This is a genomic window from Pedobacter sp. ok626 (genome assembly GCF_900100435.1).
GTDB lineage: Bacteria > Bacteroidota > Bacteroidia > Sphingobacteriales > Sphingobacteriaceae > Pedobacter.
The window spans coordinates 155,854-168,160 of record NZ_FNEX01000018.1 but is presented as its reverse complement, the minus strand read 5'-3'; the positions used below and the strand labels follow the sequence as shown (position 1 = coordinate 168,160).

At 41.6% G+C, this 12,307-nt stretch carries 6 protein-coding genes; all 6 read left to right on the top strand.

The window, feature by feature from the left end; translation table 11 throughout:
- Positions 1-3,167 (top strand): SusC/RagA family TonB-linked outer membrane protein (locus BLS35_RS22430; protein WP_090785667.1); only part of this gene is annotated, 3,167 nt, incomplete at its 5' end.
- A 20-nt stretch (positions 3,168-3,187) separates the two neighbouring features.
- Entirely contained in the window at positions 3,188-4,900 is a 1,713-nt protein-coding gene (locus tag BLS35_RS22425; RefSeq protein ID WP_132226018.1) for a RagB/SusD family nutrient uptake outer membrane protein, read from the top strand.
- 40 nt (positions 4,901-4,940) lie between these two features.
- Entirely contained in the window at positions 4,941-6,194 is a 1,254-nt protein-coding gene (locus tag BLS35_RS22420) for a pectate lyase family protein (RefSeq protein WP_090785665.1), read from the top strand.
- A 4-nt stretch (positions 6,195-6,198) separates the two neighbouring features.
- A complete protein-coding gene (locus tag BLS35_RS22415) occupies positions 6,199-8,349 on the top strand; it encodes a hypothetical protein (RefSeq protein WP_207909133.1) in 2,151 nt (716 codons plus the stop codon).
- A 121-nt stretch (positions 8,350-8,470) separates the two neighbouring features.
- Positions 8,471-9,892 (top strand): glycoside hydrolase family 28 protein, encoded by a 1,422-nt coding sequence (locus BLS35_RS22410; protein ID WP_090785664.1) that lies wholly within the window; start codon positions 8,471-8,473, stop codon positions 9,890-9,892.
- Between the two features lie 10 nt (positions 9,893-9,902).
- Positions 9,903-12,305, top strand: a complete 2,403-nt coding sequence (locus BLS35_RS22405; RefSeq protein WP_090785663.1) for a hypothetical protein — start codon at positions 9,903-9,905, stop codon at positions 12,303-12,305.
- Positions 12,306-12,307: the final 2 nt, after the last annotated feature.

Below are 12,307 nucleotides of genomic sequence, written 5' to 3'. Positions count from 1 at the left end.
ATATGTTCTTACCGTGCCTACTCTTCCTCGCATTCAGTAATACTTTGCTTGCTCAGGAAACGGACACCATAAGCACAAAGAAAGTTGCGGTTGTAAAAAGGGCTACCGGACCACAGATTAATGGTGTAGTTACTGATGCTGCTACAGGAAAACCCTTGCCGGGAATTAACGTGAGTGTAACGGGCTATGCTGCTGCGCTGACTGATGAAAAGGGGCATTATAAAATCAGCGTTCCTGATTATCGTGCGGTAGTGGTGATTTCGGGGCAAGGTTATCAGTCTAAAGAAGAAGCTCTGAAAGGACGAAAAACCATCTCTTCGGCTTTGTATGAAGAGAGCTATACTTCTGTTTACGATGCTGCGTTGCTTCCTTTCGGAATTGTTCTCAAAAATAGAACACCATACGCAGTTACAGCCGTTAACCCTAATGGATCTTGGGAGCGTAGCAATGAGACACCAGATTCTTATCTTCAAGGAAAGGTTGCCGGTTTGGAGGCGATTAGAAGATCGGGGACTCCAGATATTGGTGCCGATCTTTACTTGCGAGGTTACAATTCTCTTTATGCAGCCAATCAGCCACTTGTAGTAGTAGATGGTGTACTTTATGACATCAATACTTATGGCAGTTCTATCATTTCTGGTCACCAGACCAACCACTTAGCCAATGTTGATATCAAAGATATTGATAACATCACGATACTTAAAGATGGTGCCTCTATGTACGGAACGCGCGGTGCCAATGGTGTTATTTTAATTACTACAAGTAGGGCAAAGGATGTAGCAACCAGATTGGATTTTGCGGCTTACGGTGGATACAATGGAACAGTAAGTCATTTGCCAGTAATGCAGGCCGACAATTACCGTATATTTTTGGGGGATATGTTGAGAACTCGTCCGGGATATACAGACGCGATGATCAAGGATGAGCCTTATATGAATGATAATTCTGGGCCGGACTATTATACCTACCATCAAAATACCAATTGGCAGGATAAGGTAATGAGTAGCGGGACCAGCCAAAATTATTACCTCAAAGTAACAGGGGGAGATGAAGTTGCTACTTACGCTTTGTCACTAGGATACCTGAATAATGAGGGCTTAACCCATAAGACCGATCTAACAAGATATCAGACTCGTTTTAACGCCAATTTAAATCTCTCAGCAAAATTAAAAGCACAAGCAAACCTGGCCTTTACCCGAAGTGAGCAGAATCTCAGAGATCAGGGGCAAGCTTATTCCACGAATCCATTATACCTGGCATTGGTTAAATCACCTTTTCTCTCCTCACATGAAATATCTGAATCAGGTGTACTTTCTCCAAACCTCTCAGATACCGATATTTTCGGCCTAAGTAATCCAGTTGCAGCGGCCGAAAGCGTAGAGGCCGTAAACCGTAATTACCGGTTTGTTGGTTCTGTTGGTTTCGATTATACACTTAACAAATCCTTTAAAATCAGTACTATAATTGGAGTTACCTATGATAAAGTAAGAGAAAACTACTTTACTCCAGAACTGGGAATCACACCTGTATTATTGCCAACAGCAGTGGGTTATAATAAGGTCGCGGCTGGTGTACAGCGTTTGTTTGCCGTAAATACAGATACCAGGTTGGCTTACCAAAAGAATCTGAATCACTTTAGTAAGCTGAGTGCAAACCTGGGTTTTAGGTACCAGAGCAGCAGTGCCGAATTGGATAATGGTACAACTTATAATACGGCCAGTGATGATTTTGTAACCTTGGGAAGTGGACAAAGTACCTTAAGGATTGTAGGTGGGGCACTGGGGAAATGGAACTGGTTAAATACCTACTTTAATGTGAACTATGAGGCTTATAGTAAATACTTTTTATCATTTAATGTAGCTGCAGATGCTTCATCTCGTTTTGGAAAGGAAATCCCAGATGTATTGACTTTAAATGGCGTTAAGCTTGCCGTATTACCTTCTGTTGCTGGTTCATGGCTTGTTTCTTCAGAAAATTTTATGGCCAATAATGCATTTGTAGAGAGCCTTAAATTACGTGCAAGTTATGGGTTAACTGGTAATGATGAGATTGGTAATTATAGTGCTAAGACCTATTATGTTTCTCAGAACTTTCTGGGTAGACAAGGTTTGATTAGAGGTAACATTGGCAACACTGCTTTGAAATGGGAAACAAATGCCAAATTAAATGTTGGTATGGATGCCTCATTCTTGAAAGAAAGATTGAATATCAGTCTGGATATATATCGCAATAAAATATCGGATATGTTGATATACGAACCTATGCTAACGGCTACTGGATTTGATTATGGATTGCGAAATGGCGGAACCATGGAAAATAAGGGTGTTGAGCTCGCGGTAAGTGGCCGATTGATCAATAAAAATAACCTGAAATGGGACATGGGCTTTACTTATGCGCTCAATAGAAATAAAGTGATCGGCCTTGGTGAAAACCAAAATCTGATTACTAATTTCTCTGGAGCAACGATTATTACCCAACCTGGTTCAGCTGCTAACTTATTCTATGGATACAAAACAAAAGGGGTATATGCCACTGATGCGGAAGCGCTGGCTTCTGGTTTAAGTAATAAAACAGTTGATGGTGACTTTATTCCTTTTCAAGGTGGGGATATGCGCTTTGTGGAGACAAATGGAGACGGTACCATTGATGAAAATGACAGACAGGTAATTGGCAACCCAAATCCTGATTTTACCGGATCGTTCAGTAATAAACTGTCTTACAAACAATGGACATTGGATGCCTTGTTTACGTTTACTTATGGAAATGATATTTACAATGGGACACGCGCCGCGCTGGAGAGCATGAACGGATACAACAACCAAACGCTGGCTGTAGTAAACAGATGGCGTGTGAATGGGCAGGTAACCGATATACCGCGTGCTTCCTGGGACGACCCATCCAGAAATTCAAGATTCTCAGATCGCTGGATTGAAGATGGCTCTTATTTGAAATTGAGGTCCTTAGCCTTAAGTTATAAACTGCCTAAGCTTGCTTTCTTTAGGTCTGCAACTGTGTATGCCATTGCCAATAATTTACTTACGCTCACTAAATACAAGGGCTATGATCCTGAGTTTAGTGCAGGTAGTAGTGTATTCGCAAGAGGAGTGGATACGGGGTTGGAGCCCGGAACAAAGTCAGTACAACTGGGTGTTAGAATTGGTCTGTAGTTTAGTTTAGAAGAAGGAATATGAACACGAAATTATCCATTAAAATAAGAAAATCTATACTGATTGTCCTAGGGCTGAGCACTATGGCTTCCTGTAAAAAAATGTTTGACATTAAACCTAAAGATGCTTTAGAATCATCACAAACCTATCAGAATGTGTATGATGCAGATGCTGCCGTACTTGGGATTTACGGGAAATTTGTAGGTCTGGCCGATCGCTATATCCTGCTTAATGAGCTGAGGGCAGACTTGCTGGATGTAACTAGAAATGCCAATACTTATTTAAGACAGTTAGGCACACAAACGGTAGTAGAAGATAACCCCTATGCTGACCCTAAGCCTTTTTATGAAGTTATTTTGAATTGCAATGACGCGTTGAAGAATTTTGAAATCATGCGCAGTAAAAAATTACTGGATAATACCCAGTTTTATCAGCGCTATACTGATATTTTGTTTTTACGCAGTTGGATTTATCTACAGCTTGGTATCCACTATGGTAGTGTACCCTACGTAACAGATGCACTAAGTGATGTCAATGACCTTAAGGATCAAGGTAAATTTCCAAAATTGTTATTTGAGGATTTGCTGACTCAGCTTATTGCCGAAACTGAAGCTATACCCAAAGAATACCTCAATCAGAATACCTCTGCTGCGAGTCCAACGTTGATGTTGCCGATGGACTCGTATGTCCTTAGGGATGGCGTATTTAAGTTTTTTATCCAGAGAAAATCGTTCCTGGCCGATCTTCACCTGTGGAAAGGCGATTATTTAATTGCCGCAAAGTATTACAGGGAGGTGATGGAAATCGGAACCAATAGTAGCACCAGCGCTGATCAACAGGTGGATATTTTTGATACCTATAGGGTGTCTGATGACAATTCCGCAGATCACTCGCTTAAAACTACGGCGGTGCTCAATCCCTGGACGAAGATTTTTTATGGTGCTTTGGCAGATCGGATTACGAATTGGGAAAGGATGTGGACACTGCCTTTCAGTGGTCGTTTTGCACCTGGAAACCCATTGCTGACGCTGTTTTCAACATCAGGCAATTACCTCGTTAAGCCCTCAGCGCTATCAATGGGCAATTGGAATAATCAAGTAAGACTTGATGGCAGTTTGACGGATCGACGAGGTAGAAATATGTCGTATGGTATGGTCGGTGAGGATCCTGAAGTTTTAAAATATACCATGAACTACACTTCTGCATTGCCTTTTGAAAAAACGGGGGTTTGGATTGTTTATCGTGCTGCGGTAATGCACATGCGCTTTGCTGAAGCCGCAAATAGGTTAGATCGTAGTGTGCTTGCAGGTGCTTTAATTAATGCTGGTATTTATGAAACTTTCGGAACAAAATCTACCTATAATGGTGTTCCGGATACTTATCCATTTGATTTTGATGGCACAACTACAAACGCTTTCAGAGGTAATTGGTATCGGAATAAAGGGATCAGAGGCCGAGCTGTTAATCAAAATGTGCCTATTCTGACTACTAATGCAATTGTAGATACGGAGAATAAGATCATCCAGGAGGAGGCACTGGAAACTGCCTTCGAAGGTTACCGCTGGCAAGACCTCTTGCGTATAGCATTGCGCAGACAAACTACTGAACCGAATTACCTTGCAGATAAAATTGCTGCAAAATTTGAGGCTGCGGGTGATGGCGCATCTGCTGCACTTGTGCGTTCACGTTTGTCTAACAAAGCCAATTGGTACTTACCCTTTAAACTCAAATAACACGATTCTACCTATTGATCACCCTATAAAAACACATTAAATGCAACGTACTTTTTTAGTTTTAATTCTCTCTTTTTTCTCAACTTTTTTGACCAATGCACAACAGCTTGCTTTTCCGGGAGCGGAGGGCTTTGGCCGCTTTGCAACTGGCGGCCGTGGCGGTACAGTTTATCGGGTAACCAATCTCGATGATTCCGGTAAAGGCTCTTTTCGTGATGCCGTGAGCCAATCTGGCAGGACTGTGGTGTTCGATGTTTCCGGAGTAATTAAAATTGGAGCTAAAATCTCCGTTGCAGCCCGTACTACCATTGCTGGTCAAACTGCACCGGGCGAGGGCATAACCATTTACGGCAACGGCGTTTCTTTCAAAGACAGTACAATTGTACGCTATATCCGTTTTAGGGGAAGCATCAATATGTCTAAAGGATCATGTACCGTAGTTGCTGACGATTTAAAGGACATCATTTTTGATCACGTATCGATTGAATGGGGTAGATGGGATAACCTGCACATCAAGAAAAGCAAGAATGTAACCTTACAGTATTGTATGATTGCAGAAAGTATAGATCCGCAACGTTTTGGTGCTCTCCTGGAAGTGCCTGAAAATGTCACCATACATCATTCTCTATTTTCAGGGAACCAAAGCCGTAATCCAAAAGCTAAGGCAAGTATTGAGTTTATCAACAATGTGATTTACAACTGGGGTAAAAGTGGATTTGTGGGAGGGCATTCCAGTGCCAATCACTACCAGGATATTGTAGGTAACTATTTCATTGCAGGCCCAAGTTCTACAAATGAGTTTTTGAGTATGTTCTCTGCAACAGACCACGTATTTCATAAAGATAACTACGCTGATCTTGATAAAGATGGCAAGCTAAACGGACGTTTGATTAGGGATGAAGATTTTATAAAAGAAACTGCTACGCTACTCAAAGAACCTACCCTTCTGCTAAAAAGTAATGTTAAGATCGGCATGGCTGCTGAAGCTTGCAAAATGGTTATGGCAGAGGCTGGTTCTTCTTTAAAACGAGATGCTGTCGACAATAGGATCATTGGCTATTTTAAAAGTCTGGGTAAAAGCGGTGCGATTTTTAAAACAGAAGCGGATGCAGGTGGACAAGACCTGCCAAAAGAGATCCGCTCAAATGTAAAGGACACAGACGAAGATGGTATCCCTGACGATTGGGAAAAGAAAAATAAACTAGACCATCGTAATGCCGCCGATGCGACTAAAATTAGCGGAACAGGTTATACGAACCTTGAACTATACATCAATAGCTTAGTAAAACGATAAGAATATGAAGATGCTATTTTTTGGAAGAAAACTTGCAGCAGTAATGTTGCTTACCTTTTTATGTCCATTTACCAGTTTGTACGCACAGATAAACCGTCAGGGATTGGTACAAAGACATCAGGTATTGATTAATAAAATTGATTCTTTATCCTCACTTTCTGTAGGTAATGGAAAGTTTGCCTTTACGGTGGATGCAACGGGCCTGCAAACTTTTCCGGATGCTTATGAAAAAGGTGTACCACTGGGGACACAATCAGAATGGGCTTGGGATAGTTTTAAAGATACCGCCAACTATAGGCTTGAAGAAACCTATAAGTATTACGATCAGTACGGGCGTAAAGTGTCTTATACGGTTCAGTTGAATGAGACGCAACGGACTAAAGACGCATCTAATTATTACCGGCAAAATGTACACCGATTACAATTAGGTAATATAGGTTTTGAGTTGAGCAAAGCCAATGGCGACCCTGCCATGCCTGCTGATATCAAAGATATTAAGCAAATGCTAGATCCATGGACAGGAGAAATTAGAAGTTCCTTTACCTTTGAGGGTATTCCGGTAACTGTAATTACAGTGGGGCATCAGGATCAAGACCTGATTGCCACAACAGTTAAATCTGACCTGATTAAATTGGGCCGGTTAAAAATCAGGTTGCGTTTCCCTTATCCTACGGGTGATTGGGTGGATGTTGGTAACAACTGGGAAGATACTGAAAAGCATACTTCATCCATTATCAACAGCAACCAGAATGGTGCAGTTCTTAAACATCAACTTGATTCTGCCGCTTATTTTGCCGCTTTTTCATGGAAAACTGGAGCGCGTATTGTCGAGAAATCAAAGCACTACTATACCATTATACCTGATAAAAAAACAAACGACTTTAGTTTTAGCTGTCTTTTTAGCGCTAAGAAAAGTCAATATGGCGTGCCTTTATTTGCTGCGGTGCAAGCCAATAGCATCAATAAATGGAAAGCCTTTTGGTTAAGCGGTGCTGCGGTTGATTTTAGTGGCAGCATTGATAAGCGTGCTTTTGAATTGGAGCGTAGGATCATCTTATCACTATATCTTACTAAAATCCAGTGTGCGGGAGATTTTCCCCCACAAGAAACAGGCTTAACTTACAACAGCTGGTTTGGCAAACCGCATCTGGAGATGCACTGGTGGCATGGTGTGCATTTTGCACTTTGGGGCAGACCTGCATTGTTGAGTAAAAGCGTGGATTGGTATTTTACCGTGAAAGATAAGGCTGCCAAGCTAGCCAAACGTCAAGGTTTTGATGGTGTACGATGGCAAAAAATGACAGACAATAAAGGAAATGAATCTCCTTCGTCGGTAGGAGCGATGCTGATCTGGCAACAGCCACATATCATTACATTTACAGAGCTTGAATACAGGGCTCATCCTGATCAGAAAACACTCCAAAAATATAAGGATCTGGTTTTCAAGACAGCCGATTTCATGGCCTCTTTTGCACATTATGATGTGGATAAAGAGCGCTATGTGTTAGGACCGGGTTTAATTCCTGCCCAAGAACGCTTTAAAGCCGAAACTACATTTAACCCGACTTACGAATTGGCTTATTGGGAATGGGCCTTAAAAACTGCGCAACAATGGCGCAGTCGTTTAGGCATGGAACGTAATGCAAAATGGGATGATGTGATCGCTAAATTATCGCCCTTGCCAAAGCAGGATGGGGTTTATCTGGCAACAGAGAGTGCAACAGATTCTTACACTAATCCAGAATATAAAACAGATCATCCTTCTGTTTTAGGTGCATATGGAATGCTACCGGAAACCAGCTTGTTGGATAAGGCTGTCATGAAAAATACCTTTAATCTTGTTTGGGATACCTGGAGTTGGAATGATACCTGGGGCTGGGATTTCCCGATGACTGCCATGACTGCTGCACGTTTAAATATGCCAGAGAAAGCGATTGATGCCTTGTTGATGAATGTTAAAACAAACACTTATTTGGTTAACGGACATAATTATCAGGATGATCGCTTGCGCTTGTACCTGCCCGGTAACGGGGGCTTGCTGACGGCTATTGCGATGATGTGCGCAGGCTGGGATGGCAACACTGTTGAAAGTCCCGGTTTCCCTAAAGATGGAACCTGGAAAGTAAAGTGGGAGGGCTTTAAAAAGATGATGTAAAAACAAAATAGCAGGATGAGGCAGGTTGCTGTTTACCCTTTTACTTTTTATGTTTATCCAATTGCTATAATATTAAAAGGGCTTTAATTTTTTACCTTAACCGAGTATACCCTCAATCACTATGAGATTTTACAACAATCTGCTATTTTTTGCTTTATTCTTTTTTTCAGTTTCCTTATTTGCTCAACCTAAAGCTCCAGAATGGGTTTCAAAAGTTGGGGCAAAAGCCATTACTTTTAAGAAAACCACGTTCAACGTAACTAAGTATGGTGCCGTAAACGATGGAAAAACATTAAACACCAAAGCCATTCAGCAAGCGATTGATGATTGTGCAGCGAAAGGCGGTGGGGTAGTTATATTCAGTCCGGGGAAATACCTTACAGGCTCCGTATTTATTAAAAAAGGAGTCAACTTTAGGATTGACAAAGGCGTTGAGTTATTGGGCAGCGAAAATATTAAAGATTACAAGGAGATAGATACGCGTGTAGCTGGCATAGAAATGAAATGGCCGGCTGCCTTGTTAAATATTCTGAATCAGGAAAATGCAGGTATCAGTGGCGAAGGGTTAATTAACGCACAAGGGAAGGTGTTTTGGGATCATTATTGGAAGATCCGTAAAGAAGATTACGATCCGAAAGGCTTACGCTGGATTGTAGATTATGATGCCAAAAGACCAAGAACCATTTTAATTGCCGATTCAAAAAATATTATTTTAAGAGACATTCATGCGCAACAGGCCGGTTTTTGGACCGTGCAGGTACTTTACTCTTCATATGTAACTGTAGACAACATTACCATTCGCAACAATGTGGGCGGCCATGGACCAAGTACCGATGGCATTGACGTTGATTCCTCGTCATGGATCTTGGTGCAAAACTGTGATATCGACTGCAATGATGATAATTTCTGCTTAAAGGCTGGACGCGATTGGGATGGCCTTCGGGTAAATCGTCCAACAGAGTATGTTGTGATACGGAATAGTGTAGCCAGAAAGGGCGCTGGACTTTTAACCCTCGGTAGCGAAACCTCGGGGGGCATTCGCCACGTATGGGCTACCGATCTTGTTGGGTACGGTACGGGGAATGCTTTAAATATTAAATCGGCCCGGACACGTGGTGGTACAGTAGAAGATATCTATTTCGGTAACATCACCATGCATGGAGTAGGTAATGTGATCCAGATCAATCCAAATTGGAACCCAACTTACAGCTATTCTACACTTCCGGCAGGTTACAATCCTGATTCTATTCCAGCACATTGGACAAAGCTGTTAAACAGGGTTACCCCAGAATCTAAGGGTATTCCTAGAATCCAAAACGTAACAGTTTACAATGTTAAAGCTACGGAAGCCAAGAAAGCGATTAATGCAATTGGCTTTAAAGCAACCATTTTAAAGAACTTTAAGCTCGTCAACATAGATGTAAATGGCCTTACTGCCGGAACGATTGATTATGCGGAAAACTGGACATTTAAAAATGTCGTGATCAAGACGGCGGACAAAACTAAACCAGAAGTCATCAATTCGGTTGGCGTAAAGCTTTAATCATATCATAATGGTAGGTAATCAGTTCAATGTGAGTTTTAAACGGTCTTTAGTATACTGTGCTTTACTACTGTGTGCTCCTGTAGTTGGACGGGCGCAGGAAAAAGTCCAACCAGTGGGTATCGCTCCAAAGACTGTTCAGTGGTTTTTCGAAAAAACCTATCTACATACAGATAGAGAGTTTTACAGTGCCGGAGAAGATCTTTGGTTTAATGCTTATCTGGTTAATGGTAGAAGTGCCAATTTAACGGCAACAAGTAATAACCTTTATGTCGAGCTGATCTCGCCTACTGCTGAAATCATAGATCGTAAGGTAATCCGTTTAGATAAGGGTTTAGGCAAAGGTGATTTTAAAATCAAAGACTCCATTCCCGGAGGCTCGTATCAGCTAAGGGCATACACCAATTGGATGCGAAACTTTAACGACCTTTTTATTTTTCAAAAGAAGATTTACATTTCCAGTCCCCTTTCTAAAAAGAAAAGTCTGGTGGCAGCTACAGCTCAAGAGTCTATTCAATTATTTCCAGAGGGCGGGTCCTTGGTACAGGGGGTTAACGGCGTTGTCGCTTTTAAGGCTCTTGATCAACAGGGAAATGGAATCCGCGTAAGTGGGAAGGTGATTGCTGGTAATGGAGCCGAAATTGGTGGTTTTGAAAGTACCGATTTGGGGCTGGGTATATTTACCATTAAACCGGAGGCCGGTGTTAAATATCGGGTAGAAGGAAGCTATGCAAATGGTAAGAAGTTTAGCACGGCAATACCTGATGCATTGAGTAAAGGGATTTCTTTGCATGTGCTTACAGACTCGGCCAATATTAAAGCCGTAATTTCTGTGAATGAAGCCATGTTAAACGAACTTAAGAATAAAGACTTAATCGTTTCCGTAAAGCATGGGGGAAGTATATTGTATACTGAGCAAATCAAATTGGCTAAGGCACAGGTTTCCATGTTGTTTCCTTTACAGGGCATGCCACAAGGTATTACAAGTATCACCATCCTGGATGATCAGGGCCGGCCAAATTGTGAAAGGCTGATCTATGTACCGGGTAAGCCTGTTATATTATCGGTGTTATCTGATAAAGTAAGTTATAAATCACAAGAACAAGTCAATTTAACGGTAAAAGTAGTAGATGGAGAAGGTAAACCGGTTAAAGCCAATTTATCGCTGGCTGCTGTGGATGCTATAGTGCCAGGAAACGAAAGTAACATTGCTTCTTATTTGTGGTTGGAGTCTGAAATTAAAGGTAATATACAGGATCCGGCAAGGTATTTTGATGAAAAGAATTCGGGAAGGTCAAAACAACTGGATCTTTTACTGATGACCCAGGGATGGCGGAATTATTTATGGAAAAAACTGGCAGATGCAAAGCCTGTAATGAGTTATATGCCTGAACCTGGAATTACGATTTCAGGGAAAGTACGACAGAAAATAGGGAGCAAGGCACTTCCGGATATGAATATTACTTTGTTTGGAGACGGGCTCCAGGATAGTAAAATATACATGACCAAAAGTATGGCAGATGGCCGCTATTTTCTGGATGGGTTAAATTGGTTTGGCAACCAACCTTTCAAGCTATCCTCAAAAGATGCGAAAGGGAAAAAGGCCGGCTGGATAATGCTGGATTCACTTTTTAAGGACCCGTTGAAAGTTAATGCAGGAGCAGGCGACTTAATGCTGCCCGATTTATCTGCATTTGATCTCGAAGCAGCCAGACGAATGGCCTATAATCGTATCGCAAAATCAAATGAAGCGATTAACTTAAAAGAGGTGGTAATTGATGGCGGGGATAAAAAAACATTGGTGTTACGGGATGAAACCTTGATGTCCTTTGGCTATCCCGATCTGGTATATAACATCACAGCAGCAGATTACGATTTTAAGAGCCTTGAACATTTTTTAATCACTAAAGTTCCCGGCAGTGTCTCGCTTTCAGATACCACTGATGGTATCGCTTTTATTTCGGCAGGAAAAAAGGCAGTACCCCGCATTATTGTCAACAAACAAGAAGATATTTTTGGGAGACTCGATTATTATAGTCTACCTATGAATCAGGTGAATAAGATTACTGTGCGGCACCTGATTAGGAATGGTGGCGGTGATGCCTATGTGATAAATTTGGATTTGAAAGAAGAAGCATTTAGGGGTTCAAGCCTGGATATTTTAAATACAACCTTGCCCGGTTATTATCAGGCGCGTGAGTTTTACAATCCATCATTTCAGGATAAGACGGGGGCTAAACAAGATCTTCGGACAACTATCTTTTGGGCTCCTTTGTTAAGCACAAATGAGCAGGGGGAAGCCAAACTAAGCTTTTTAAACGCCGACCCTAAGGCTACTATTTCTATCCGAGCAGAAGGAATTACAACCAATGGGGTGCCAATAGCAGGAGGAACACAATACCAGGTTAAATAGAT

Excerpts from the sequence above, each read along its gene's own strand:
- BLS35_RS22425 (WP_132226018.1), top strand. The coding sequence starts at position 3,188 with ATGAACACGAAATTATCCATTAAAATAAGAAAATCTATACTGATTGTC.
- BLS35_RS22420 (WP_090785665.1), top strand. The coding sequence starts at position 4,941 with ATGCAACGTACTTTTTTAGTTTTAATTCTCTCTTTTTTCTCAACTTTT.
- BLS35_RS22415 (WP_207909133.1), top strand. The coding sequence starts at position 6,199 with ATGAAGATGCTATTTTTTGGAAGAAAACTTGCAGCAGTAATGTTGCTT.
- BLS35_RS22410 (WP_090785664.1), top strand. The coding sequence starts at position 8,471 with ATGAGATTTTACAACAATCTGCTATTTTTTGCTTTATTCTTTTTTTCA.
- BLS35_RS22405 (WP_090785663.1), top strand. The coding sequence starts at position 9,903 with ATGGTAGGTAATCAGTTCAATGTGAGTTTTAAACGGTCTTTAGTATAC.